Raw genomic sequence first — 25518 nt, forward strand, 5'->3', positions numbered from 1 at the left:
CGCGGGATGGAGCAGCCCGGTAGCTCGTCAGGCTCATAACCTGAAGGTCGTAGGTTCAAATCCTACTCCCGCAACCAAACTTCTAAGTCAGATATCAAGCACTTAGCCTCGCATAACGCGGGGCTTTTTGCGTTTGAGGAATAGCCCGTGGAAGCACTGTGGAAGCAACAGGAACGAACTAGGCCTGTGACAACTCCGCAACAAAGGCTGTCCGCGCAATACTCCGCAAATTGGTTACAATGAGCCCTGTGCCGTCGCAATTCAATTGAGCCACTGCTTCCGCGATAGACGGAGAGCAACGCAAAAGAGTAGAAATAACTCAGCGCGAAAGAGGGACTTGGCATGTAGTTCCACGCCACTCGCCATAAGCTCGTCTATCGATGATAGTCCCGCGATAGCCAATCACACCGAAAACTAAGACTTCAACCAGCCATTGTGAAATAAGCCAACTCTCGTGAAGCTGAATGCCGGAAAGGGCACCTTTCGTGTCTTGATGCACTAACCTGTTTCTAAACTGCGAAATAATTTCAAACACGTCAATGTTGCTGTTTTCCGAAGAAAACTTCGAAAGCTCGGGGCTCATAGAAAGCAAATCACCTTCGATGCCGAAATGAAGTGTAGCGGCACGGCTTTTGTCAGCAAAAGCGATTGTGCGGTTCTTCATTAATGGCTTAGACCAACCCGCTCTATACCCTAGTATGTAGTGCACAATGGCTTCCAAGGCGGAATGTGCAGCAATTATTGACATCTCGATCGAGACGCGGCGTGAAGCGTTTGAAGCACGATAAAAGTTGATTGTTTGATTAAGTGCTCGTCTAGTCAACTCGTCTGTACTTGCTTCTGAAAAAAGCATGAAAATTTCAGGTAGGCTTTTCTGTATCTGGATATCATACCAGTTGATCTCTCGTCTTTCTAAGTCGCTCGGCGAAAAACCCAACAACTTGAAAGCAACTGCGTCATCCGCATCGTAGGCAAACAGGTGTCCAAAACCACAGTTACAGCCTTTTGCAAAGTTGAGAAAACTAAGAAGCGATGTAAGTGGCCTAAGCGGGTTGTCAGGGCTCAATTTCAGGTTTGATTTAATCAAACACTTGCTACCTTCCGCTGACGTGGCGGGCTCGAGCCTAGGTTCCACAGCGGCATGTAGCCTGACTACTGAATTGAGGAAAATGACCAACGGCAGCTCAGGGCTCTGTGCTGCTGTACTGAACTTCACCTTGGTTGGTAGATTTTGTTACGTAGGGATGGGGCAATCCATACATAAGGTAATGCATACTCTGATCCCTATGTAACGTAACCTTACGTAGAGCGGTGCCATGCCTAAACTGCTAAACGCAACCTGCGGGCGACGTTTGGCATTCCCACCAATGCGTCGAGCCGGGTCGCGTTTTCTTCCGCCGCCCGTCGTACCGGATCATCCGCCAGATGCGCATACCGCATGGTGGTCTGAATTTGACTGTGACCCAGCAACCGGCCAACCATCTGGATCGGCATACCTGAAGATACGGCATTTGATGCGTAGGTGTGGCGCAAGTCGTGAATGCGGACATCATGCAGACCAGCCAGCTTACGAATACGCCGCCAAGGTTTTTGCAGATCAGTGACGTAGTGTCCGGGAACTGCCCCGGCAATAACGTAAGGATTGTCAGGAAGCTGTGGGAGGGTGCTCAGGACCGCTCTGGCGGCTTGGGGCAGGGGAATGCGCCGCGCACCTGTTTTGGTATCTGGAAGCTCCATTCCAACGTCTGTGATGAAGGACCATTGCAAGGTCTGAATTTCACCAAGGCGACAGCCGGTTAGGATCAGCAATCGGAACGCGGCAACCACAAACGGCGACTCTGATCCGTCCCGTTCCGCGTCTGCCAAAACCTGCCCAAGCCGTTGAAGCTCATCTTGGCTCAGAAACCGTTCCCGCTTTTCTTCGCGGTATTTCGGGACATGGCGACAGGGGTTTGAACCGTCAGGTCGCAAGCCCCAGATTTCCGCCAGATTGAACATCTTGGACAATACGCCCAGTGTTCGGTTCGCCTGATAGGGTTTGTCCCGGAATTTGTGGTGCAGTTCGGCAATGTCTTTCCGTTCCACGTCAACTACTTTGAAGCTGCCAATTGCTGGAACAATGAACAGGTCGATTGCCCTGCGATACTCCCCTTGGGTAGAAGGCTTGCAGCGTTCTCTGACGTGCGTTTCAAAGAACCGTTCACACAGAGCCGCGACCGTTGGCGCGCGGCGATGTTGGGAAATCTCTTCGGCAGGGTTCTCACCTTTTGCCACTTGGCCCATGACTTCCTTTGCCAGCTTCCGTGCCTCGTCGACTGTGATCTTGCCATGTCGACCGATGGAAACGCGCCGTGTTCTTCCACCTTTGCGATATTGCGCCTGATAGGTTTTGGCACCGGAGGGCATGACGCGGACACCAAACCCGGCAATCTGACTATCCCAAACAAAGTAATCCTTCGCCTCAACGGGCAGAGCTTCTACGGCGCGCTTGGTCAGTTTCGGCATGCTCATTCCTTTACCTGTCATCGCCCCGTGGAAGCATTGTGGAAGCAACTGGAAGCGGTTCATGGCGTAAGAGGTAGGAATGGAGTGATGCGATCGTCAACAATAAAACAACGATTCCAATAAGATAGATTAGAACGGCGCTTTCCAGCGTAATTGGTGCAGGTGGGCGTAAACTATCTCATAACCTGAAGGTCGTAGGTTCAAATCCTACTCCCGCAACCACTTTTGCCGAACCAGCCGCCGCAAGGCGGCTTTTGTCGTTCTGGGCCAGCCCCCTGAAATCAGGCCACAGAGTAGTTAGTAATCCATCAAAGCATAGGATGAGGTACGTATTAGAAGCTTCACTGCTTGCAGTTGAATAGAGCCATCGGTGGGAAAAACCGATGGCTCTGTTTTTGAAAGTGCAACGCTAAAGCGAGACAGTTTCCAACGTCGCCTTTAGGCTGGGACTTCCTGCTCTGGCGCGCTCAGTGAAATGACCAGCACTACTGCAGCTCCGTTCAGCCAGTAAAATGCCGCATCCAAACCCGAGAACCCGAGAACGCTGGGTGCACACAGAAAGGTGATGCCGACAATAAGATCCACGGCCAGATGGAACTTGTAAGGCAGAACCCGCCAGATCCCGAGATGGTGGTCCGTCAGCACGGTCAGAACAAATGCAGCGACACCGGTGACTACCGAAAGCCACAGCGCCAGCGGATTGGATTGCCCTAACCCCAGCAGGAACGGCAGTGTCATCAGGGCGATGGCAACCGGATAGTCAAGATAGGCGTGAACAGAACGGGTAACGAAACGCAGGGACATAAGATCTTCCTCTTCTCAATCAGTGATGAAAGAAAGGTAGGAACCCAAGCCCGAACGAAGAATTCCTGATCGTTTCAGAAACATTGCAGATCGTTCAGAACCTCTGGGGTTTCAATGCATGGCCCTGTATGCAGCCGGCGACAAGCCAACCTGCTTCTTAAAAACGCGGGAAAACGCGGCCTCAGAGGCATATCCGACTTCGGCCGCTGCGTCCGCCACGTTCCATCGTGCCTCTGTTAACCCATGGCACGCGATCTGCATGCGCCAGTCGGTGAGGTACTGCATCGGCGTCGTGCCCATCTTCTCGGCAAATAATTGGGCGAAGGCCGTGCGTGACATTCCAGATTCACGCGCCAGGGTCGCAACGCTCCAATCGTTTGCCGGTGCTTGATGGAACGCGGTCAACGCACGAGAGATTCGTGTATCCGCAAACCCCGCAAGGGCAGCATCGCCGGGGCTCTGACGTTCCAGATAGGTACGGATCGCCTGCGCAAACAGAACTTCAGAGAGTTTCAGAGCGATGAGGTCGCCACCGATCCGGGTTCCGGACACTTCGGATCCGATCATGCGCAGGGTCGATTCGATCCAGGATCCGGCCTCTTCACCGTAGTTTTCGATCAGGATATACGGCGGCAGGCGATCGATCAGCATATGCCCGGTACCCTGTCGCCCAGCCGGGCCAGTGAAAGAGAAATGACCGCAGATCAACTGCGTATCCCGTTCTTCGTCATTCCCACCATAAACCAGCACGCCATCGCCGGTGTAGCCAGCGACCTCAAGCACCTGCTCCAGCGGCAGCGCATCCAAGGGTTTTACCTCGGCACAGAGTAACGCGTGCGGGGCACCATGTGGTATCAAGATCAAGTCCCCCTGTCTAAGCCGCAGGGTCTCCCCTGTGGTAGAGACGTACACTTTGAGCTCGCCGCGCTGCACAAAATGAAACCGCGCCACGTTTTCGAACCTCGGTACCTGAATACCGAAGGGTGGTGTGAACGAAGTGCGGAAGTAAAACGTGCCTCGCAAGGACAGGCGGGTGAGAATATCGCTGAGAAGGTCCAACATGCGCAGAAGATACGCAATCTGTGCAAACCGTCCAGACCACCGAACGATATGCACAGTAATTTGCACGCACTGCAACAAAAAAACCCCCGCCGAAGCAGGGGCTGAAAGCTTAAGAGCGAACCAGTTTCTCGTAGTCTTCCGCGATCTGGCGGGTCAGGTCCCCGACCTCAAAAGTATAATCACCGATTTGCCCGACCGGAGTGACCTCGGCTGCTGTGCCTGTCAGCCAGCACTGTTCGAAGTCGGCCATTTCCTCGGGCTTAATGCGGTGTTCATGCACTGTGATGCCCTTGTCTTTCAGCATCTGAATGACCGTTTGACGGGTGATGCCGTTCAGGAAGCAATCGGCCAGTGGGGTATGAACCTCACCACCTTTGACGAAAAACACGTTCGCGCCGGTTGCTTCGGCAACATAACCGCGCCAGTCCATGAACAAAGCGTCCGAGCAGCCCTTGGCTTCGGCCTTGTGCTTGGAAATGGTGCAGATCATGTATAGGCCAGCCGCCTTGGCGTGAACCGGGATGGTTTCGGGGCTGGGGCGTTTCCATTCGGCAATGTCCAGCTTGGCGCCCTGCATCTTGGCATCGCCGTAGTATGCACCCCAGGGCCAGACAGCGACGGCCATGCGCACCGGGTTCTTGGCTGAGGCTACGCCCATATCTTCACCCGAGCCACGCCAGACAAGTGCGCGCACATAAGCGTCCTGCAATCCGCTGGCCTTCAGGGCTTCTTCCTTGGCCGCTTCGATTTCGTCCACCGAATATGGCATCGGCATATCCAGCGCTTCGGCAGAGGCAATCAGACGCTCGGAATGTTCGCGGCTTTTGAAGATCTTACCGTTATATGCACGCTCGCCTTCAAATACGGACGAAGCGTAGTGCATTGCGTGGCTCAGAATGTGTACATTAGCCTCACGCCAAGGCACCAGCTTGCCGTCCAACCAAATGGTGCCATCACGATCATCATACCCCGCCATGCGAAACCTCCTGAACCGGGTTGAATTTTCGATTATTGCGCTTTTTAGGACCGATGTGGACATAATGTTGCGCAAAAACTGCGATTCGATACCTCTCTCTCCTTGGAATGTCAATAACGCTGACATAAACTCGGCGGTGTGTAACGAATGAGGCATGATATGTCCGAAACCCGCCCGGCCCCGCGTTATGGGGGCGAGAGTCTGTTGTTTTTGACCGATGAACAATTGCGGCAAGGGATCGAAGCCATGTTCTTTGCCTATCGCGGTTTTACCGCCGATCCCGATCGCATTCTTGCCGAATTGGCCTATGGCCGTGCCCATCACCGGGCAATCCATTTTATCAACCGCGCGCCGGGTACAACAGTTAACAACCTGCTGGCCATCCTTGGGGTTACAAAACAGTCTCTGAACCGGGTTTTGCGGACCTTGATCGAGGATGGTCTGGTAGAAAGCCGCGTGGGAACAGTGGACAAACGCGAACGCCACCTATTTCTGACTGAGAATGGCCAAGCGCTGGAAACCACGCTGTCGGATGCACAGCGGGCCAGAATGCGTGCCGCCTACAAGGATGCCGGCCCCGAAGCTGTGGCTGGATTTCGCAAAGTGCTTGAAGCAATGATGGATGCTGATATGCGTCATGCCTATACGAAACTTCGGGATACGACCTCATGAGCGATATGGATGCCCATCTGCTGATTGTTGACGATGACGAGCGCATTCGCGATCTGCTCAAGAAATTCCTGATGCGAAACGGGTTTCTGGTTACGGCAGCGCGGGATGCGGCCCATGCACGGCGTGTATTGTCTGGGCTGGATTTCGACATGATCGTCATGGATGTGATGATGCCGGGCGAAGATGGCGTCAGCCTGACACGGGCTTTGCGCGAAACCCATACGACGCCGATCCTGTTGCTGACCGCAAAAGGCGAAACCGAACATCGGATCGCAGGCCTTGAGGCCGGGGCGGATGATTACCTGGCCAAACCGTTCGAACCAAAAGAGCTGCTGCTGCGGATCAACGCAATCCTGCGCCGGATGCCGGACACCCCGGCCGAGGAAACCGCGGCGAAGATCCTGAACCTTGGCCCGATCCGGTACGACATTGAACGCGGCGAGATGTGGCAGGGCGAAGATCCGGTACGACTTACCGCAACCGAAAGCCAGTTGATGAAGATTTTCTCGGCCCAGCCCGGAGAGCCGATCAGCCGCGCCAAGCTGGTCGAGGATCTGGGTCGTGACAAAGGTCAGGCACAGGAGCGCGCGGTGGATGTACAGATCACACGCCTGCGGCGCAAGATTGAACAGGACCCGAAGCAACCCAGGTATCTGCAAACCGTCCGTGGTGCAGGGTATATGCTGGCACCGGATTAAATTTGCCGCCGCGCGGCGGTTTTGAGCCTTCGGCGAAGGTATTTGTAGCCAGATGAACAGGGGACCTCGATGACAACTGCCCTATTGACCCATGCCGATTGTCTGGGCCATGTGACACCTGAGGGCCACCCTGAACGGGTGGCGCGACTAGAGCACATTCTGCACGCCTTGGAAGGGTTAGACCTGAAACGCGCAACGGCGCCGCTGGCTGCCGATGATGATCTGCTTCGCGTGCATCCGGAAGGATATATTCGCGATATTCGGTCGACGCGTCCGGCGGACGGTTTTGCCCAAATTGATGGTGATACGTTCATGTCTTCGGGATCCGTTGATGCGGCCTATCGCGCAGCGGGCGCTGTTGTTCGAGCTGTCGATCTGGTGTTGAGCGGCGGGGCTTCGAACGCGTTTTGCGCCATTCGCCCGCCGGGGCACCATGCCGAAACCGATACGGCCATGGGGTTTTGCCTGTTCGGCAATGCAGCGCTGGCTGCCAAACATGCATTGGATCACCACGGCTTGAACCGGGTGGCCGTTGTTGATTTCGATGTGCACCACGGCAATGGCACGCAGGATCTTCTTTGGGATGAGAAGCGCGCGTTGGTCATCACCAGCCAACAAATGCCGCTGTGGCCGGGATCCGGGCGCCCGGATGAGACGGGCGCTTATGACACGGTACTGAACATACCGCTTGCGCCCGGTTCAGGCGGCGACCAGATGCGTGCGGCATACGAAGCCCAAGTCTTTCCGCGCCTCAGGGCGTTCAAGCCGGAACTGATCATCATATCAGCCGGTTTTGATGCCCATCAGGACGACCCCTTGGCCAATCTGAATTGGTCCACCGGCGATTTCGTCTGGATTACCGCCGAGCTGTGCAGGATTGCCGATGAAACCTGTGAAGGCCGTATCGTCTCGACTTTGGAAGGCGGGTATGATCTGAACGCACTGGCCGATGCCACACGCGCCCATGTGGAAGAACTTATGAGAGCAGCACGATGACCGATACCCCTGTTGAGCAGATGACATTCGAGCAAGCCATGAACGAGCTTGAGGCCGTGGTGGGCCAGCTTGAACGTGGCGACGTGGCACTGGACCAGTCAATTGCGCTTTATGAACGTGGTGCGGCGCTGAAGAAACGGTGTGAAGACGAATTGAAGCGCGCCGAGGAAAAAGTAGCGGCAATCACTCTGGATGCGAATGGTCAGCCAACCGGTACGACGCCCGTCGAAGGTCAGTGAATGTTCCCCGAAAGACTTGCGAAGGATGCAGCCAGCATTCAAGGCCAATTCGATCTGGTTCTAGGCGCGTTTGAAGACGTGGATGTAACCCGGGCAATGGCCTACGCTACCCGAGGCGGCAAACGATTGCGGGGGTTTCTGGCCCTGGAAAGCGCCCGACTTCATGATGTTGAAGAAAACCGTGCGATCTGGCCTGCGACGGCTATCGAGGCGCTGCATGCTTATTCCTTGGTGCATGACGACCTTCCGTGCATGGATGATGATGATCTGCGTCGCGGGCGCCCTACTGTTCACGTAGAATGGGACGAAGCGACCGCTGTTCTGTCCGGTGATGCCCTTCACACGCTTGCTTTCGAGCTGTGTATGTACGCTGAGGTTGGAGTTGCGAACGTTCGTGCAGACCTTGCCCTGACGTTGGCCAAAGCCAGCGGCGCGCAAGGCATGGTTCTTGGACAGGCGTTGGACATTGCGGCGGAAACGGCAGCAGAACCGCTGTCGCTGGACCAGATCACGCGCCTGCAGGCGGGAAAGACGGGTGCTCTGATCGAGTGGTCTGCCTGCGTTGGTGCCGTTATGGCGCAATCCGACCCAGGACCGTTGCGCCAATATGCCCGTGCACTGGGCCTTGCTTTTCAAATCGCTGATGACATCCTTGATATTGAAGGTGATGCCAAAAAGGCGGGCAAGCGTCTGCAAAAGGATGCTGAGGCAGGGAAAGCCACATTCGTTTCTCTGCTGGGTCTGTCAGCAGCCAAAGCACGCGCAGATGAACTGGTGGATCAGGCCTGCACCGCATTGGATGGGTATGGCCCAAAAGCTGAAACCTTGAAGGAAGCCGCCCGCTTCGTTATTGCCCGGGACAGCTAAGCCAGGAACGCGCCAAATGTCAGACCGCCCCAACACGCCCCTGCTGGATCTTGTGAACCGCCCTGCGGATCTCAGGCAGTTCTCGGACGCGCAACTGCATCAGGTCGCACAGGAGTTGCGGGCCGAAACGATCTCTGCGGTTTCCGTTACCGGCGGGCATCTGGGGGCCGGTTTGGGGGTCGTTGAGCTGACCACAGCGTTACACGCAGTGTTTGATACACCCCGCGACAAGATCATCTGGGATGTGGGTCATCAGTGCTATCCGCATAAAATCCTGACCGAGCGACGTGACCGCATCCGTACATTGCGTATGAAGGATGGTCTCAGTGGCTTCACCAAGCGCAGTGAGAGCCCCTATGATCCGTTCGGCGCTGCGCATTCCAGCACGTCGATCAGCGCCGCGCTAGGATTTGCTGTCGCAAGGGATCTGGGCGGTGTAACGCCTGAAGGGTTGGGTGACGCAATTGCAGTGATCGGTGACGGTTCGATGTCTGCGGGCATGGCCTTTGAGGCGATGAACAATGCAGGCCACCTGAAAAAGCGTCTGATCGTCATTCTGAATGACAACGAAATGAGCATCGCCCCTCCGGTGGGTGCCTTGTCAAGCTATCTGTCGCGTATCTATGCCGAAGAACCGTTTCACGATCTTAAAGCCGCTGCCAAGGGCGCAGTGTCGCTGTTGCCAGAACCATTCCGAGAAGGCGCCAAGCGAGCCAAGGAAATGCTGAAAGGCATGGCGATGGGCGGCACACTCTTTGAAGAGCTTGGGTTTTCCTATCTCGGCCCTATAGACGGCCATGATATGGACCAGCTTTTGCCAGTTCTTCGGACTGTAAAATCACGGGCAACCGGGCCGATCCTGATCCACGTGCTGACGAAGAAGGGCAAGGGGTACGCGCCCGCCGAGCAGGCCCGCGACAAGGGCCATGCCACAGCGAAATTCGATGTGGTGACGGGCGAACAGAAGAAGGCTCCTTCTAATGCACCCTCTTACACCTCGGTCTTTGGCAAGGCGCTGGCGGACGAGGCCGCGCGCGACGACAAGATTGTAGCGGTGACTGCGGCAATGCCCGATGGTACAGGTCTGAATCTGTTCGCTGAACGCTTTCCGTCGCGTTGCTTTGACGTGGCGATTGCAGAACAGCACGGCGTGACCTTCTCGGCGGCCCTTGCGGCGGGGGGAATGAAGCCGTTTTGTGCGATGTATTCGACCTTCCTGCAGCGTGGCTATGACCAGGTGGTGCATGACGTGGCAATTCAGCGACTGCCAGTCCGTTTTGCTATCGACCGCGCGGGTTTGGTGGGGGCGGACGGTGCCACCCACGCCGGATCGTTCGATATCGCCTATCTATCCAATCTGCCGGGTATCGTCGTGATGGCGGCTGCGGATGAAGCCGAACTGATGCATATGGTGGCAACTGCTGCCGCACATAACGAAGGCCCCATCGCCTTCCGCTACCCTCGCGGCGAAGGCGTCGGCGTAGATCTTCCCGAACGCGGCGACGTATTGGAAATCGGCAAGGGGCGTATGATCCAGACTGGAGCGCGCGTGGCCTTGCTGTCCTTCGGTACCCGACTGGCAGAGGTGCAAAAAGCAGCGGAGTCTCTGGCGGTCAAAGGTATTGCACCAACCATTGCTGACGCCCGCTTTGCCAAACCTCTGGACTGCGACCTGATTCTGGACCTGGCGGCCAATCACGAGGCGTTGATCACCATTGAAGAAGGCGCTGTTGGTGGCTTTGGCAGCCATGTTGCGCAACTTCTGGCGGACACAGGTGTTTTTGATCGGGGGTTGAAATATCGCTCAATGGTTCTTCCGGACATTTTCATCGATCAAGCCAATCCGGCGGACATGTATGCCGTGGCCGGAATGAATGCCGAGCAGATCGAAGCCAGGGTATTAGATGTTCTGGGCGTGGCCTCAATCGGTGAAAAACGCGCATAGGATTCGATCATTATGGTCCACTCCGCGCAGCTAGTGAATTGGGTGCTCGCAGAAAACGATGCGGTCGACGAGTAACTCAGCCAATAGGGCGAATACCTGACTTAAACGCGCCGACGCACTGAGATGTCAGCACGTTTGCCAAACTCTCTCATACCCGGAAAATCGCAGACGCCACGATTTCGTGTTACCCTTCTTTTAGTGGAATGCTGAAACGAGAAGGGGACGACGTGTCTAAACGTCGAGTAAAACTGGTTTTTTTTGCAATCGCATTATTGCCAGTTTGTGTTTTTGCACTGCACGAGATTATTCAAAAGCACATGATTGCGACCGAATTGGACGTTCCCATCAGCATTCTTACCGACGAGCGTACGTGGCTTGAGGCTGTAGGGCGGTTTCGATTTCTTGCCGCTGCATGGTTTTTTGCAGCGCTCGCTTTGTTACCTGTGGCTGTGTTGGTCCGCAATTTGTCACGCCCTACGGAACGGCAGACCAGAGTAACCGCCATCGCAATTGTTCTGGCCATTCTTCTTCTGGCGATTGTGCCGACTGTCCAACAGCATGTGACGTCAAAGACACCGCAAATCTATCACCAGGTCGGCAAAACTGTATTTGAATTGGCATTGTCTCAGGGGACTCTGCCCGGATGTATGGACCCCGACGATACCTGGCTGCTGGGAAGGTGCGGTGACATGCCGGTATTTACACTTTTCAGGCGTATATTAGACGTGATCAACGCACTTGCCGGGCTTGCCATTGGGTCATTGATCGTTGGGATGATTCTGTGCCTGGGATCCCGCGAAACCCGCGATATCGAAGAAACCGCTGCCGAGTTGGCAAAAAACCTGCGTCAAATGCGACAACAGCTGTATCTGTCCAGTCTTATCCTCACCTTTGGTATGTTCTTTGCAGCAAGCTGGATGTATTGGCCCCTGCCCCTGATCTCGGATTCTGAAAGAGCCGCCTACAATTCGCTGGTGACCGCTTCTGCGCTTTTTACAGGAACCTATTTTTGCTTGTTGATGTTGAGCTATTTCCTTCCTGTGGCTGTCATACTGGATGGAAGGATCGCCAACCTTGCCGTCGCTGCCAGCCAGGAAAGTGAGGCTGAAGATGCGTTTGACATTGAAGAATGGAGGTCTTCGCACAAGCTGGCCGAGGGTACGGGCGACATTATCCGCGCCGGCTTTGCGCTGGCCGCGCCAATTTTAGCCGCATTCGCCGGGGGTATATCCCCAATTACCGGGTAACTTCTGAGTGAATCGCGGTTGGTGCTTACCCACCCGTGAATGAGATCATGGGACTTGCCGCAAAATGAAGGCGGGATCGAAGGCGTGTAAATTGCGCGACAAGTCACCTGGCCAAGTATTCACTAATTTTTTGGGTTTATTTGGTGCCGCTGAAGGGGCTCGAACCCCCGACCCCATCATTGCGAATTTTGGCGTCCATGGGTTGGATGTGACCGGCTCAAATGGAGCACTCTCGTTCTATCGATATTTGCAATTGCCTTCTCAGCCCCTCGTGCAGCGCTTAGCAAGACATCGCGATAGGTGGGCCCGGCCTTTCCCCCTTCATGATCGTGAAGCGGCGCCAGTCCTTGGAGATGCATAGCTAATCGTGTGTCAAACTGCTCGAAGTCAGAGAAGCCGTCAGCCAATTTTTCCAGGGTTTCCACACGCAACGTTGAAATGAACTCTGCGGCCAGAGCCACGTCAGTCTCTCTCAGGGCGAAATGAGTTCGTTCAAATATCGATGCAAGCTCACCGCCTCGGGACTTACAAGCAGCCCGCTTTCGCCGAAACGTTTCTAGATCTTCCGTATTGATTTCTTCCGTAGGTTTCTCGGATATTCGGAGCATCTCCTGCCCCAAGTAGAAATAGTCGTCGTCCAGCTGCTTCTGACCTTCCAATATCGACGCTGCAGTGTCCGCACGAAAAGCCGCCCACTTGCGATCAAATGATTTTGCTGCTGCCCGTCGAACGTACCAGCCTCCGAGCAACGTTATCAGGACGAGCGTGACAATAATTCCGATCATTTCGGATGTCAGGTTGAGCACCATATCATCCGAGGTGAGATAACTCCAAGCATCGCAAAGAAGGCAGTGTTCATTGGCATCGTTTGGACTAGTCATTGATGTTCCTGCGAGGGCTGGATCGTTTAGATTACCGATTGTGCCATTCAAATTGAGGATTTGGCGACTGAGTGCAAGCAACTCGGCTTGTTGGGCGAGTTCCGCTATACACAGGGAAGTTTCGCGACTGCGGCAGATGTCCGCAATGTGGGCTGCGAATGCAGCATCGAAATAATGCGTTAAACGTCGGCTTTGGGCCAGAAACTACAATTCGGTTGGTAAAACGATAGAAAACTGATGGTGCCTCAAGAGGGACTCGAACCCCCGACCTTGTCCTTACGAAGGACCTGCTCTACCAGCTGAGCTATTGAGGCTTTCAGACCCTACTATGGCCCTACTAGTTCTAAGTGTTTGCCGCGAACTCATTGGTTTCGGAAGTCATTCTCGCGGGGACCCGCTAATTTCGAATGACGTGTTCTACCAGCTGAGCTACAGCGGCACCGTAGGTCACCCGGAACTGGTTCTGACCGGGTGCGAAGATCGTTTAAACTGTCAAACTGGTGCCTGCAAGCCCGGTTGTAATCGTATCGACGTAGCTATGCGTCACCACAGGTCTCAGCTTGTGAGAGGCCTGCCTGCGACCAAACCGTCGAGTTGGAACGTTCGTCTGTGAATTTTTTGTAACGGTGTGGGACTCAAATTGACTAGCTTCATATATTTCTATATTTCATGAAATATGAAAAAAAAGATAACCGATCAACTGGCCATCCTTGGCCACCCGCAACGTATCACTGTGTTTCGCATGTTAGTGCGACGATTTCCTGACACTGTTCCGGCAGGCGAGCTGGCGACTGAACTGGATATCAAACCCAGCACCATGTCGAACTATCTCAACGCTTTACAGAGGTCCGGGCTGGTCAAGCAGGAGCGATCCGGGACGTCTCTTCTTTATTCGATAGAAATGAAGAACGTGCAGCAAATGCTCGATTTCCTGATTGTGGACTGCTGCCGCGGCCGTCCTGATCTTTGTATGCCTTCACCCAAGGGAAGTGACACTATGACTGACCGTAAGTTCAATGTGTTGTTCATTTGCGTGGGCAATTCCGCCCGCTCGATTTTTGCCGAATCCCTGCTGCGTGAGATCGGCGGTGATCGGTTCAATGTGTATTCAGCTGGAATACGGCCAAGCTCAGCGCTCAACCCGTTTGCCTTGCAGGTTCTGAATGACAAGGGGCACGATACCTCGGTCCTGCGATCGAAGAATGTATCCGAGTTTTCGGGGCCGGACGCGCCAGATCTGGATTTTGTTTTTACTGTTTGCAACCAGGCCGCCAACGAGGAGTGCCCGGCATGGGACGGTCAACCGATCAGCGGCCACTGGGGCATGGTTGATCCGGTCAAGGCAGAAGGCACCGACGCCGAGAAGAGCCTGGCCTTCCAAAACGCCTACGGCGCGCTGCAGCGACGGATTCAGGCCTTCACATCTTTGCCAGTCGAAAGTCTTGACCGGATCGCACGTCAATCCGCTGTCGATGAAATCGGGCGGGCGCCACTCGAGGACACGAAATGACGATCTATGCGCTGAACGGCCTTGGCCGGATGGGAAAACTGGCCCTGAAACCTTTGCTGGAACAGGGCGCAAGGATCGCCTGGATCAACGATGCCGTCGGTGATCCCGAGATGCATGCACATTTGTTGGAGTTCGACACGGTCCATGGGCGCTGGGACGCACAGTTCAGCCATGATGCTGACAGCATCACCGTGAATGGAACCCGTCTGCCTTTCATTGGCACCAAAGACCCGGGCGCCCTACCGCTGGATGGCGTTGACGTGGTGATCGACTGTACTGGCGTTTTCAAGACCGAGGCCAAGCTGGACCCGTATTTCGATGCTGGAGTGAAGAAGGTTGTTGTCTCAGCCCCGGTCAAAGACGGCCCGACGGCCAATATCGTCATGGGTGTGAATGACAGCACCTATGATCCAGCGACCCATAAGATCGTGACAGCAGCGTCCTGCACCACCAACTGTCTGGCGCCTGTCGTCAAAGTGATCCACGAAAATCTGGGCATCCGTCACGGGTCGATGACCACGATTCACGACGTGACCAACACACAGACCATTGTCGATCGGCCAGCAAAAGACTTGCGGCGCGCGCGTTCGGCCCTGAATTCGCTGATCCCGACCACCACCGGCTCGGCCACGGCCATCACGCTGATTTACCCGGAACTCAAAGGCCGCCTGAACGGTCACGCAGTACGGGTGCCGCTACTGAACGCCTCGTTGACCGATTGCGTGTTCGAGGTTGAACGTGAAACCACGGTTGAAGAGGTCAATGCATTCTTTGAAGCCGCCGCCGGAGGTGATCTGAAGGGCATTCTGGGCTATGAAACCCGCCCCTTGGTTTCAACTGACTATACCAATGACGAACGCTCCTCGATTGTCGATGCGCCGTCGACCATGGTTGTGAACGGGACGCAGGTGAAAATCTACGCGTGGTACGATAACGAGATGAGCTATGCGCATCGACTGGTGGATGTCGCATTGATGGTAGGGTCATCCCTGTGACACAGCGGCCCGAAGGACTGTCGGCCTATATCGCGGTTACGGCGGCCTATTGGGCTTTCATGCTGACCGACGGTGCACTCAGGATGTTGGTGCTGCTGCACTTTCACACCATGGGCTTCTCTCCGGTTCAACTGGCATATCTGTTTGTACTTTATGAGATCGCCGGGATTGTCACCAATCTGTCCGCAGGCTGGATAGCAGCGCGGTTCGGATTGACCTCGACCCTTTATGCGGGGCTGGGGTTGCAGGTGGTGGCGCTGCTCGCGATGACGCAGCTTGACACGAACTGGACCGTTGCCGCTTCGGTCACCTTTGTGATGATGGTGCAAGGAGCCAGCGGAGTGGCCAAGGATCTGGCCAAGATGTCTTCGAAATCGTCGGTCAAGCTGTTGGCTCCGACCGAAGGCGGCGGTTTATTTCGCTGGGTTGCGGTCTTGACGGGATCGAAAAACGCCGTCAAAGGGCTGGGTTTCCTGTTGGGGGCGGCCATGCTGGCAACGCTGGGCTTCATGACGGCAATCCTTGTCATGGCTGCCGCTCTGGCGTTGATCCTGTTCGCAGTTATCCTGTTCATGCCGGCAGGCCTACCGAAGGGACGCAAAGGCGCGAAATTTTCTGAGGTTTTTTCGAAATCCGCCAATGTGAACTGGTTGTCTGCGGCGCGCGTCTTTCTGTTCGGTGCGCGAGATGTCTGGTTTGTGGTTGGCATCCCGGTCTATTTTTATGCGGTCCTGTCAGACGGCACAGAAGAGGGCAATCGGGCCGCGTTCTTCATGGTCGGGACATTTATGGCGGTATGGGTCATCCTCTACGGCGTAGTGCAAGCCAGCGCGCCGAAGATATTGCGTGCAAGGGACCGAACCGAAAGTGATCTGATCCGTGCCGCGCGAAGCTGGGCGGTCATCCTATTCTGTGTTCCCGCGGCTCTAACATTAGTAGTTTCGCTGTCGGATAGCCCAGAGACTTGGCTCACCATAACGCTTGTAGTTGGCTTGCTGATCTTCGGTGCGATCTTCGCAGTCAACTCATCACTGCATTCTTATCTGATTCTGGCCTTCACCCGGTCTGAGCGCGTGACGATGGATGTTGGCTTTTACTACATGGCGAATGCGGCGGGTCGGTTAGTTGGAACCGTACTGTCCGGCCTGACCTTTCAGGTGGGGGGGTTACCCATGGTTCTTGGCACGGCAACCGTTATGGTTGCCCTTGCCGCACTGATGTCCGGCAAACTCACAGATCAAACTTCCGAGGCGCTCTCATGAGCATTTTCGAACGCTATCTCACGGTTTGGATTGCCCTTGCGATGATTGGCGGCGTCCTAATCGGACTAGCCGCGCCGGGACTGGTGCAACTGGTGGCAAACGCTGAGATTGCCAGCGTCAATCTGGTTGTGGCCGTGCTGATCTGGGCAATGGTCTATCCGATGATGGTCAACGTCGATTTCGGCGCAGTCGCCGGGGTTGCCCGCCAACCGCGTGGTCTGATTGTTACGCTGGTGGTAAATTGGCTGATAAAACCCTTCACTATGGCACTGCTGGCCGTTGTGTTTTTTGACTATGTCTTCGCGCCCTGGATCGCGCCTGAAGACGCCGCCCAATACACCGCTGGTCTGATCTTGTTGGGGGCAGCACCCTGCACCGCCATGGTGTTTGTGTGGTCGCAACTCACCAAAGGCGACGCGACCTACACTCTGGTTCAGGTCTCGGTCAATGATCTGATCATGGTCGTTGCGTTTGCGCCGATCGTGGCCTTTTTGCTGGGCGTCACCGACATTGAAGTGCCGTGGCAGACACTGGTATTGGCCACGATCCTTTATGTTGTGTTACCGCTTGTCGCCGGGTTGATCACTCGCCGCAATTTAGGCTCTAAACAAGCGATTAAATCCTTTTCGACCCGGGTAAAACCGTGGTCTGTGATGGGATTGATCGCAACTGTGGTTATCCTGTTCGGCTTGCAGGGCCAGACCATTCTGGCGAAACCGTTGGTTATCGTTCTGATCGCTGTTCCCATTCTGATCCAAAGCTACGGTATTTTTGCCATAGCCTATGGTGCCGCTTATGCGCTGAAAGTTCCCCACCGGATCGCAGCCCCCTGTGCCATGATCGGGACATCGAACTTCTTCGAATTGGCCGTTGCCGTAGCAATCAGCTTGTTCGGTCTACATTCCGGCGCGGCATTGGCAACCGTTGTGGGCGTTCTGGTCGAAGTGCCGGTGATGTTGTCTCTTGTGGCTTTCGCCAACCGCACGCGCGCGCGGTTTCCAGCACCTGCGACACAGTAGGATTGGCCAACGCAGCAGAACGACGATCATATCTGGCGGCTACACACCGCCAGCCTCACACCACACGCTGCTTCAGAAATCCACACCGCGCTGTGCTTTGATACCCGCTTGGAACGGATGCTTCTCCTCGGTCATTTCAGTGACCAGATCGGCATATTCACGCAGGGCTTGCGGTGCGTCACGACCTGTTAGAAACACGCTGGTCTTGTCAGAGCGTACTTTCAACCCTTCGATGACCTGTTCGACCGTCAGGTATTCGTAACGCAGGGCGATGTTGATCTCATCTAATACGATCAGATCATACTCTCCGCTTGCCATCAGGGCGCGTGCTTTGTCGAAAGCGGCATTTGCCGCGGCAATGTCACGCTCGCGATCCTGCGTGTCCCAGGTAAAACCTTCACCCATCGTGTGCCATGTCACCAGATCGCGTTCCTCAAAGAAACGGCGTTCACCAGTTTTCCATTTGCCCTTGATGAACTGCACAACGCCAACTTTCTGACCCCAGCCCAAGGCGCGAATGACCACGCCGAACGCTGCCGAGGATTTACCCTTGCCCTTGCCGGTATTAATCAAAACCAGACCGCGCCCGGGGTCGACCGCTTCGGACACTTTCTTTCGGTGCTTTGCCTGCACCTTCTGCATCTTTTCCTTGTGATCCTGCGCGTCGCTCATTTGGGAACCTCTTTGATTGTCCGGCCCAACCTAGGGGAAGATTGCGAAAGGTAAAGTCACGCTTTGGGGTCCGTGACCGAACGGGCCTTGCCACGCTCAAGCCCCAGCTGGTGTTCGCGCCAGATTACAACGACATTGCCGGCAATCACCAACGTGGCGCCGATCAGAATCGCAACCGTTGGCAATTCGTCAAACCAGAAATAGCCAATGAAAATCGCAAAAAGCATCGTGGCATAATCATAAGGTGCCAGCATCGAGGCCTGACCAAATCGATAGGACGACGTCACCAGAATCTGCGCAACCCCGCCGGTCAGGCCCATCATGATCATGATTAGAGCCTGATTCCAGGTCGGCATCGACCATCCCCAGAACGCTGTCAGTGCGGACAGCAGCGTCGCGGTCATGGAGAAATAAAAGACAATGGCAGCAGGATGATCAACCTTGACCAGTTGCCGGATGTGGATCTGAACAAAAGCGCGTGCGAGGGTTGCGCCCAACACACATACCGCGCCAACGGTCGCAGCGACCTCCATCTCGGTACTGCCAAGGCGCGGCCATATCATGATCAGGACACCCAGCAGGCCAAGGGCCACCGCGCCGATGCGGATCAGGCGAATGCGTTCGCCCAGCATCACAGCCGCCAGAATCAGAGTGAAGATCGGGGTGGCATAGCCGATCGCGGTAACTTCAGGCAGCGGCAGCAGGCTGAGGCCGGTAAAGGTCAGACCCATTGCGCCGGTACCCAGAACACCGCGCCAGAAATGGCCCATGGGTTTCTTGACCACAAATCCCTTCGATAACTCTCCACGTGCGATTAGCCAAACAATGATGACCGGAATGGCAAAAAGCGAGCGAAAGAACACCAATTGGCCCGGCGGGAAGTCGTCGGACAAAGCCTTGACCAAAGCAGACATTGACGTGAACAGGAACAAAGCGCCCAGTTTCAGCGTCACTGCCAGCAAAGGTCGATGCGATGTTAAGGGTTTTGTCATCGGCGCGAACCTGCGCCTTTGCCAGACAAAGATCAACGGGTGGGGTCAGTAATTTACCCATGATTGAGGCAAGGAACTGCCGATTTCTTCGGCGAATTCTTCGAGAAAGCGGATCATACGGGCCGTTCGTTGCTCGGCGATCCTTCTGCCGGTCTCAGTCAGCATGTCACCCGGCAGCCGCAGAAGTTTCACCTTCCAATGGTCGAGAGAGAAATAAAGGTCGTCCAGAGGCCGGTTTTGGGCAAAAGGGTCTGCCGGATCATACAGAGTGCGCCCCAACGCGCCGGAGACGGAAAAGTTGCGTGCGATGCCGATTGCACCCAAAGCGTCAAGCCGATCTGCATCGCGCAGGATGCGCGCCTCATCTGTCTCGGGCGCTATATTGGCAGAGAAGCTATGTGCTTCGATCGCGTGCTGTATGGCCCGAACCTGATCTGTACTGTACCCGAATTCGACCAGAATAGGCTCTGATTCCGTTGCAGATCTGCGGGAAGCCAGATGTCGGTCAGGATCGTCCTTTGCCAAGTTTACAAGATCGTGCAGATAACTTGCGGCCAGCAACACGAGCATTTCGGTTTGGTCATCTGCTATGGCTTTAGCATTGGTCCAGACCCGATCCAGATGGGCCAGATCATGGGCCGGATCAGTTTCCATGCGGTGCGCGACGACAGCGCGCAAACGCGCGCGCAGGTCAGCCGATCCGTCCACGGTTTTCTCCGATTTGACCACGGTGCAGCAATAGATGGTCCAGGATCACGCAGGCCATCATCGCCTCGCCCACTGGAACTGCACGGATGCCGACACAGGGGTCATGGCGACCTTTAGTGATGATTTCGGTTTCTTCGCCAGTTTTCGTAATCGTCTTGCGCGTCGTCAGTATCGAGGAGGTCGGCTTGACCGCGAAGCGCACAACAACGTCTTGCCCGGTTGAGATGCCGCCCAGAATGCCGCCTGAGTGGTTCGAGCTATATTGTGGTCCATTCTGACCCATGAAGATTTCGTCCGCATTGGCTTCGCCAGTCAGTTCAGCGGCATCCATTCCTTCGCCGATCTCTACACCTTTGACGGCATTGATCGACATCATCGCTGCGGCCAGATCAGTGTCTAATTTGGCGTAAACGGGTGCTCCGATCCCGGCAGGGACACCGCGCGCGACGACCTCGACCACGGCGCCGACCGAGTTGCCGGACTTGCGCAGGTTGTCCAGATACGCGGCCCAATCTTCTGCGGCTGATGCGTCAGGTGTCCAGAACGGGTTCTGTTCGATCTGAGACCAGTCAAAGTTGACGCGATCAATTTTGTGAGGCCCGATCTGGGTCATATAGCCGGTGATCTGTATGTTCGGAGCGATCTGTTTGATCGCTTCGCGCGCCAGCCCGCCTGCCGCAACGCGAGACGCCGTTTCACGGGCCGAACTGCGCCCGCCGCCGCGGTAATCCCGGATACCGTATTTCTGCCAATAGGTGATATCGGCATGGCCCGGGCGGAACTTGTCCATGATATCGCCGTAGTCTTTCGAGCGTTGATCGGTGTTCTCGATCATCAGCTGCACCGGCGTTCCGGTGGTTTGCCCTTCAAACACGCCGGACAGAATTTTCACCTGATCGGGTTCACGCCGCTGAGTGGTGAACTTGTTCTGCCCCGGTTTGCGCTTGTCCAGCCAGCGCTGGATCATGGACTCGTCGATTGTCACTCCGGGGGGGCAGCCGTCGACCGTGGCGCCCAAAGCGGGCCCATGGCTTTCACCCCAGGTGGTGACGCGGAAAAGATGTCCAAAGCTGTTCATCGACATGGGGTGTACTCCTTTGAGGGTTGTGATTAGCGGGCAAGGCCCCCGGCCTCAAGCGGATTAGGTCGTTGATGGCGTGTGTGCCGCCTTATGGGCGGCACAACTGAGTATTTTTGTAAAGATGAAGATCAGGCGACCTGTGCGACTTTCGCGCGGGTTTCCGTGATCTTCAACGCGGCCTGAGCCGCTTCGCGCCCTTTCTGGACGAAATGGTCACGGTAGATGGCGTTATGGTGATCGGTTTCCTGGTATTGATGAGGGGTCAGCGAGACGGACAGGACTGGCACGCCCGTGTCCATTCCGGCGCGCATCAGCCCATCGACCACGGCTTGCGCCACGAAATCGTGCCGATAGATGCCGCCATCCACGACAAAGGCGGCACAGGCAACGGCGGCGTAGCGCCCGGTCTGAGCCAGATCGCGGGCCAGCAGCGGCATTTCAAACGCGCCGGGAACGTCGAAGACATCGACCTGCTCGGCAGGAATGAGCTCCAGAAACCCGTCCAGCGCACGGTCGACGATATCGGAATGCCAGTTGGCCTTGATGAAGGCATAGCGGGTGTGTGTCATCATGATCTCCTTAGTAAACAGACACTTCACCCAAGGCGATCACGAGCAGACGCACCGTATCACCGGCGCGGCTGGCACGTTCTCTTTCATCCGGACTTTAACCGTCGGCTCTGGCTTCTCACCAGATCTGCTGACACTCTTTCATGGTTCCACAATTTGACCGAAAACCGGTTCCCACTTTTCGGATCGTGGACACGGCAGAGCCGCTCGCGGGCTTACGGGTCATGGCCCGCATACCGCCGGTGGGGAATTTCGCCCCGCCCTGAGAACGATGCGGACCTTGCATGTAACCGGTCTTCTCTGCAAGTGATTTGACAGGAGGATCGTCATGCACCCAAATCCCGCTTTTCGAAGTGAAGACCGCGCCCGTCATGTTGAATTCGCTCGGGACCGAGCTTTTGGTGTGCTGGCCCTGTCCGCAGACGGCACACCGTTGTTGAGCCATTTGCCATTTTTGCTTTCGGAAGACGGGGCCGTGGCTGAGCTGCATTTGGTGCGTTCCAACCCGATTATCCGGGCGTTAAGCACTCCGCAAGAGGTGAAGATCGCAGTGCAAGGGCCGGACGCCTATATCTCGCCTGACTGGTACGGGGTAGAGGATCAGGTTCCGACCTGGAACTATATTGCCGTTCACCTGAGCGGAGAGCTGGAACTGCGCCCACAAGAAGAGTTGCTGGATCTGCTCAACCGTCAATCAGCTTTCTATGAAGGCCGCTTGCTGCCAAAGCCGCCCTGGGCAACCGGAAAGATGTCGGAACAGGCATTGGCCCGGATGATGCGGATGATCGTGCCGTGTCGGATGCACGTGCAAGATGTTCAGGGCACATGGAAGCTGGGGCAGAACAAACCTGACGAGGTGCGATTCGCCGCTGCGGATCATGTGCCAGATGGATTTGGCATTGAACCCCGACAGCTGGCCGCCTTGATGCGCAAGGCATAGCCAGCACCGGGAAACAGAATTACTCGGGACTGAAAGTCGCCAGATAGGCAGCGATATCTGCCGAACCCTTCTTGAGCTTGACGCTCATGTTCGGGCGGGCGGTTTCGTCATCCAGATATTCTTTGATGAAGCCGATCGGATCTTTGGAGTAGGCGGCGATGTTGTCTTCGGTCCAGATCAGACCCTCTTCGCCTGCACGGATCATGTCGTCGGTGAACATTCCGACGGGCAGGCGTTCGCTGCCATAACGATAGTCGTTTTCTGATCCGGCCACGCGCCCGACCACGCCATAGAGATTCGGGCCGGTGATTCCGCCTTTGACCAGAACTTCACCGTCCCTGATGATCGCATGACACGAGGAACAACGGTTATACATTGCCTCACCTTTGGCAGGATCGCCTGCGGCGAAGGTTTGTGCGGGCAGGGCCAATGTGAACATCGCAATGGCCAGGGTGATTTTTGACATTGGAGGTCTCCTTGCAGGAGTTCGCGCGTGTCCTGCGCTGTCCGGTATTCGCGCAAAAAGTGCAACGGTGTATTCACGCTCAATTTGCAATTTAAATCATCTATTTAGGGAATATCATTTAACCGAACACAATCTTCATCCTGCATTGCTGATTGTAGAGGATTTGCGCGCATATAAGAGGCCGTCGCGGTGACTCGGATCCGGCTGAACGGGCTTCGCAAAGAAGGTTTTGGTGTTCGAATCAAGGCTGCCTGATTCGACGCTCCCGGCAAAGTTGCAGGCAAGATTCACCAAAAAAAGCCCTTCGACAGGTGCGTGAAGCGACACATGCGGCGTATTGCGCGTTTATGAACGCTGGACGAACACTATTCTCCCCGATAGTAAGCGCGGTTAAGACGCCGCATTCATGCGGTGCGCGAGCTATTTGCCCGTCCGCGGGCGCCAGACAATCGGAGATAACCTCGTGTCCCACGCAGAAGACCACGAAGGCACCCGCAGAGATTTCCTGTATTACGTCGCAGGCGGCGCAGGTGTCGTTGCAACGGGTGCAGCAGTATGGCCCCTGATCAACCAAATGAACCCATCGGCAGACGTTCAGGCGCTGTCCTCGATCCGTGTGGACGTGAGCGGCGTTGAGCCGGGTACACAGCTGACCGTGAAATGGCTGGGTAAACCCGTGTTTGTGCGTCACCGCACCGGTGCAGAGATCCAGGAAGCACAGGAGCAGGATGCTGAAGGCGTTGATGCGCTGCCCGATCCGCTGGCGCGCAACTTCAACCTGAGCGCTGATGCACCGGCGACCGACGCAAACCGCGTGATGCCGTCACCAGAAGGCGAAGCACCGGGTGCATGGATCGTTCAGATGGGCGTTTGTACCCACCTGGGCTGTGTACCTCTGGGTGATGCCGGTGACTTCGGTGGCTGGTTCTGCCCCTGCCACGGCTCACATTACGACCTTGCCGGTCGTATCCGTAAAGGCCCCGCGCCTGAGAACCTGCCTGTCCCGCCCGCCGAATGGGTAGACGACAGCACAATCAAACTCGGCTAAGGGAGACCCAAACTTATGTCCGGAATTCCCCACGATCATTACGAGCCGAAGACAAACGGCGAGAAATGGCTGAACAGCCGTCTGCCGATTGTCGGTCTGCTGTATGACACACTCATGATCCCTACGCCTAAGAACCTGAACTGGTGGTGGATCTGGGGCATCGTTCTGGCGTTCTGCCTGGCGCTGCAAATTATTACCGGTATCGTTCTGGTGATGCACTATACCCCGCATGTCGATCTGGCCTTTGCCAGCATCGAGCACATCATGCGCAACGTGAATGGTGGCCACTTTATCCGCTATGTGCACATGAACGGCGCGTCGCTGTTCTTTGTCGCAGTTTACATTCACATGTTCCGCGGCCTGTTCTACGGTTCATACAAGGCCCCGCGTGAAATCACGTGGATCATCGGCATGCTGATCTATCTGATGATGATGGGCACCGCCTTTATGGGTTACGTTCTGCCCTGGGGTCAGATGTCCTTCTGGGGTGCGACCGTGATCACCGGCCTGTTTGGCGCGATCCCGTTTGTTGGCGAAGCGCTGCAGACTTGGTTGCTGGGTGGACCCGCTGTGGACAACGCCACGCTGAACCGCTTCTTCTCGTTGCACTATCTGCTTCCGTTCATCATCGCGGCACTGGTTGTTGTGCATATCTGGGCCTTCCACACCACCGGCAACAACAACCCGACAGGTGTTGAAGTGCGTCGTGGGTCGAAGGATGAGGCGAAGAAAGACACGCTGCCGTTCTGGCCATATTTCGTGATCAAGGACCTGTTCGCGCTGGTCGTTATCCTGGTCGTGTTCTGGGCGGTTGTCGGTTACATGCCGAACTACCTGGGCCACCCGGACAACTACATCGAAGCCAACCCGCTGGTGACACCGGCGCACATCGTTCCTGAATGGTATTTCCTGCCGTTCTACGCAATCTTGCGTGCCTTTACCGGCGAGGTCTGGGTCGTTCAGTTCGCAAGCTTCATCACCGGCGGTATCATCGACGCCAAGTTCTTTGGTGTTCTGGCGATGTTCGGTGCGATCCTGGCCATGGCTCTGGCACCGTGGCTGGACACGTCAAGCGTGCGTTCGGGCAAATACCGCCCGATGTTCAAATGGTGGTTCTACCTGCTGATCATCGATTTCTTTGCCCTGATGTGGCTGGGTGCGATGCCCGCCGAAGAGCCCTATGCGACCTTCTCGCTGATCGCGTCCGCTTACTGGTTCGCCTATTTCTTCGTAATCCTGCCAATCCTTGGCGTAATCGAGAAGCCTCTGGCACAACCTGAGACCATCGAAGAAGACTTCAACGCGCATTATGGCAAGGCTGACGCTGACGCCACGCCGGCCGAGTAAGAAGAGGGACCGGAAAC

General features: G+C 55.6%; 26 protein-coding genes, 2 tRNA genes and 1 riboswitch. Of the genes, 15 read left to right on the forward strand and 13 right to left on the reverse strand.

Annotation, left to right across the window (positions count from 1 at the left end):
* A tRNA-Met gene (locus Q0816_RS13790) sits at nt 1-77 on the forward strand.
* 242 nt (nt 78-319) lie between these two features.
* Here Q0816_RS13790 and Q0816_RS13795 read toward each other — a convergent pair.
* The 5 genes from Q0816_RS13795 to Q0816_RS13815 form a co-directional block, all read right to left on the reverse strand.
* Nucleotides 320-1087 carry a hypothetical protein gene (locus tag Q0816_RS13795; protein ID WP_298851496.1) on the reverse strand — a complete coding sequence of 256 codons (768 nt, stop codon included), beginning with the start codon at nt 1085-1087 and terminating at the stop codon, nt 320-322.
* A 233-nt stretch (nt 1088-1320) separates the two neighbouring features.
* Nucleotides 1321-2505 carry a site-specific integrase gene (locus Q0816_RS13800; RefSeq protein WP_298851499.1) on the reverse strand — a complete coding sequence of 395 codons (1185 nt, stop codon included), beginning with the start codon at nt 2503-2505 and terminating at the stop codon, nt 1321-1323.
* 438 nt (nt 2506-2943) lie between these two features.
* Complete coding sequence (locus Q0816_RS13805) at nt 2944-3309, reverse strand: hypothetical protein (RefSeq protein ID WP_298851501.1); 366 nt, start codon at nt 3307-3309, stop codon at nt 2944-2946.
* Between the two features lie 111 nt (nt 3310-3420).
* Entirely contained in the window at nt 3421-4371 is a 951-nt protein-coding gene (locus Q0816_RS13810; protein ID WP_298851927.1) for an AraC family transcriptional regulator, read from the reverse strand.
* Nucleotides 4372-4480: 109 nt separating this feature from the next.
* The gene (locus Q0816_RS13815) at nt 4481-5347 is read right to left on the reverse strand and encodes a branched-chain amino acid aminotransferase (protein WP_298851504.1); all 867 of its coding nucleotides are present in this window, start codon (nt 5345-5347) and stop codon (nt 4481-4483) included.
* A 159-nt stretch (nt 5348-5506) separates the two neighbouring features.
* Between Q0816_RS13815 and Q0816_RS13820 the strand changes: the two genes are divergently transcribed.
* The 7 genes from Q0816_RS13820 to Q0816_RS13850 all read left to right on the forward strand — a co-directional run bounded on the left by Q0816_RS13820 (nt 5507) and on the right by Q0816_RS13850 (nt 12011).
* Nucleotides 5507-6019, forward strand: coding sequence for a MarR family winged helix-turn-helix transcriptional regulator (locus Q0816_RS13820; protein ID WP_298851505.1), 513 nt, complete (start codon nt 5507-5509; stop codon nt 6017-6019).
* Entirely contained in the window at nt 6016-6717 is a 702-nt protein-coding gene (locus Q0816_RS13825) for a response regulator (protein WP_298851507.1), read from the forward strand. Before Q0816_RS13820 ends, Q0816_RS13825 begins: the two co-directional genes overlap by 4 nt.
* 69 nt (nt 6718-6786) lie before the next feature.
* Nucleotides 6787-7713: a histone deacetylase family protein gene (locus tag Q0816_RS13830; protein ID WP_298851509.1), complete on the forward strand. Its 927-nt coding sequence runs from the start codon at nt 6787-6789 to the stop codon at nt 7711-7713.
* Nucleotides 7710-7952, forward strand: a complete 243-nt coding sequence (locus Q0816_RS13835) for an exodeoxyribonuclease VII small subunit (RefSeq protein ID WP_298851511.1) — start codon at nt 7710-7712, stop codon at nt 7950-7952. Before Q0816_RS13830 ends, Q0816_RS13835 begins: the two co-directional genes overlap by 4 nt.
* Nucleotides 7953-8819 carry a polyprenyl synthetase family protein gene (locus Q0816_RS13840; protein ID WP_298851513.1) on the forward strand — a complete coding sequence of 289 codons (867 nt, stop codon included), beginning with the start codon at nt 7953-7955 and terminating at the stop codon, nt 8817-8819.
* Between the two features lie 16 nt (nt 8820-8835).
* Complete coding sequence (gene dxs, locus Q0816_RS13845; protein WP_298851538.1) at nt 8836-10764, forward strand: 1-deoxy-D-xylulose-5-phosphate synthase; 1929 nt, start codon at nt 8836-8838, stop codon at nt 10762-10764.
* 227 nt (nt 10765-10991) lie between these two features.
* Nucleotides 10992-12011 (forward strand): hypothetical protein, encoded by a 1020-nt coding sequence (locus Q0816_RS13850; protein ID WP_298851540.1) that lies wholly within the window; start codon nt 10992-10994, stop codon nt 12009-12011.
* A 176-nt stretch (nt 12012-12187) separates the two neighbouring features.
* Here Q0816_RS13850 and Q0816_RS13855 read toward each other — a convergent pair whose 3' ends face one another.
* Both Q0816_RS13855 and Q0816_RS13860 read right to left on the reverse strand, forming a co-directional pair.
* Complete coding sequence (locus Q0816_RS13855) at nt 12188-12892, reverse strand: hypothetical protein (RefSeq protein WP_298851542.1); 705 nt, start codon at nt 12890-12892, stop codon at nt 12188-12190.
* Between the two features lie 238 nt (nt 12893-13130).
* A tRNA-Thr gene (locus Q0816_RS13860) sits at nt 13131-13206 on the reverse strand.
* 362 nt (nt 13207-13568) lie between these two features.
* Here Q0816_RS13860 and Q0816_RS13865 point away from each other — a divergent pair.
* The 4 genes from Q0816_RS13865 to arsB are packed head-to-tail and all read left to right on the forward strand — an operon-like array spanning nt 13569 to nt 17678.
* A complete protein-coding gene (locus Q0816_RS13865; RefSeq protein WP_298851545.1) occupies nt 13569-14402 on the forward strand; it encodes a helix-turn-helix domain-containing protein in 834 nt (277 codons plus the stop codon).
* Nucleotides 14399-15397 carry an ArsJ-associated glyceraldehyde-3-phosphate dehydrogenase gene (locus tag Q0816_RS13870; protein ID WP_298851548.1) on the forward strand — a complete coding sequence of 333 codons (999 nt, stop codon included), beginning with the start codon at nt 14399-14401 and terminating at the stop codon, nt 15395-15397. The genes Q0816_RS13865 and Q0816_RS13870 overlap by 4 nt, the downstream gene beginning before the upstream one ends.
* Entirely contained in the window at nt 15394-16659 is a 1266-nt protein-coding gene (gene arsJ / locus Q0816_RS13875) for an organoarsenical effux MFS transporter ArsJ (RefSeq protein ID WP_298851550.1), read from the forward strand. Before Q0816_RS13870 ends, arsJ begins: the two co-directional genes overlap by 4 nt.
* The gene (arsB, locus tag Q0816_RS13880) at nt 16656-17678 is read left to right on the forward strand and encodes an ACR3 family arsenite efflux transporter (RefSeq protein WP_298851552.1); all 1023 of its coding nucleotides are present in this window, start codon (nt 16656-16658) and stop codon (nt 17676-17678) included. Before arsJ ends, arsB begins: the two co-directional genes overlap by 4 nt.
* 72 nt (nt 17679-17750) lie before the next feature.
* Here the strand turns inward: arsB and cobO are convergent, their stop codons facing one another.
* From cobO to Q0816_RS13905, 5 genes are all read right to left on the reverse strand, one after another.
* On the reverse strand, nt 17751-18350 hold the full coding sequence (gene cobO / locus Q0816_RS13885; protein ID WP_298851554.1) for a cob(I)yrinic acid a,c-diamide adenosyltransferase: 600 nt from the start codon (nt 18348-18350) through the stop codon (nt 17751-17753).
* A gap of 56 nt (nt 18351-18406) precedes the next feature.
* Entirely contained in the window at nt 18407-19342 is a 936-nt protein-coding gene (locus Q0816_RS13890; protein WP_298851557.1) for a DMT family transporter, read from the reverse strand.
* Nucleotides 19343-19387: 45 nt separating this feature from the next.
* Nucleotides 19388-20050 carry an HD domain-containing protein gene (locus tag Q0816_RS13895; RefSeq protein WP_298851559.1) on the reverse strand — a complete coding sequence of 221 codons (663 nt, stop codon included), beginning with the start codon at nt 20048-20050 and terminating at the stop codon, nt 19388-19390.
* Nucleotides 20034-21134 carry a chorismate synthase gene (gene aroC / locus Q0816_RS13900; RefSeq protein WP_298851562.1) on the reverse strand — a complete coding sequence of 367 codons (1101 nt, stop codon included), beginning with the start codon at nt 21132-21134 and terminating at the stop codon, nt 20034-20036. The genes Q0816_RS13895 and aroC overlap by 17 nt, the downstream gene beginning before the upstream one ends.
* Before the next feature lie 125 nt (nt 21135-21259).
* Nucleotides 21260-21700: a 6,7-dimethyl-8-ribityllumazine synthase gene (locus tag Q0816_RS13905; RefSeq protein WP_298851564.1), complete on the reverse strand. Its 441-nt coding sequence runs from the start codon at nt 21698-21700 to the stop codon at nt 21260-21262.
* Nucleotides 21701-21774: 74 nt separating this feature from the next.
* Nucleotides 21775-21974, reverse strand: a riboswitch (FMN riboswitch).
* Nucleotides 21975-22028: 54 nt separating this feature from the next.
* Here Q0816_RS13905 and Q0816_RS13910 point away from each other — a divergent pair.
* On the forward strand, nt 22029-22640 hold the full coding sequence (locus Q0816_RS13910; protein WP_298851566.1) for an FMN-binding negative transcriptional regulator: 612 nt from the start codon (nt 22029-22031) through the stop codon (nt 22638-22640).
* A gap of 19 nt (nt 22641-22659) precedes the next feature.
* On the opposite strand, the gene Q0816_RS13915 is transcribed toward Q0816_RS13910, so the two are convergent.
* The gene (locus Q0816_RS13915; protein ID WP_298851568.1) at nt 22660-23106 is read right to left on the reverse strand and encodes a cytochrome C; all 447 of its coding nucleotides are present in this window, start codon (nt 23104-23106) and stop codon (nt 22660-22662) included.
* A gap of 463 nt (nt 23107-23569) precedes the next feature.
* On the opposite strand from Q0816_RS13915, the gene petA reads away from it, so the two are divergent.
* Both petA and petB read left to right on the forward strand, forming a co-directional pair.
* A complete protein-coding gene (gene petA, locus Q0816_RS13920; RefSeq protein ID WP_298851570.1) occupies nt 23570-24154 on the forward strand; it encodes a ubiquinol-cytochrome c reductase iron-sulfur subunit in 585 nt (194 codons plus the stop codon).
* Nucleotides 24155-24169: 15 nt separating this feature from the next.
* The gene (gene petB / locus Q0816_RS13925) at nt 24170-25501 is read left to right on the forward strand and encodes a cytochrome b (RefSeq protein ID WP_298851572.1); all 1332 of its coding nucleotides are present in this window, start codon (nt 24170-24172) and stop codon (nt 25499-25501) included.
* Nucleotides 25502-25518 lie beyond the last annotated feature (17 nt).

Source organism: uncultured Ruegeria sp., assembly GCF_947497005.1.
In the GTDB taxonomy this organism is placed as follows: domain Bacteria; phylum Pseudomonadota; class Alphaproteobacteria; order Rhodobacterales; family Rhodobacteraceae; genus Ruegeria.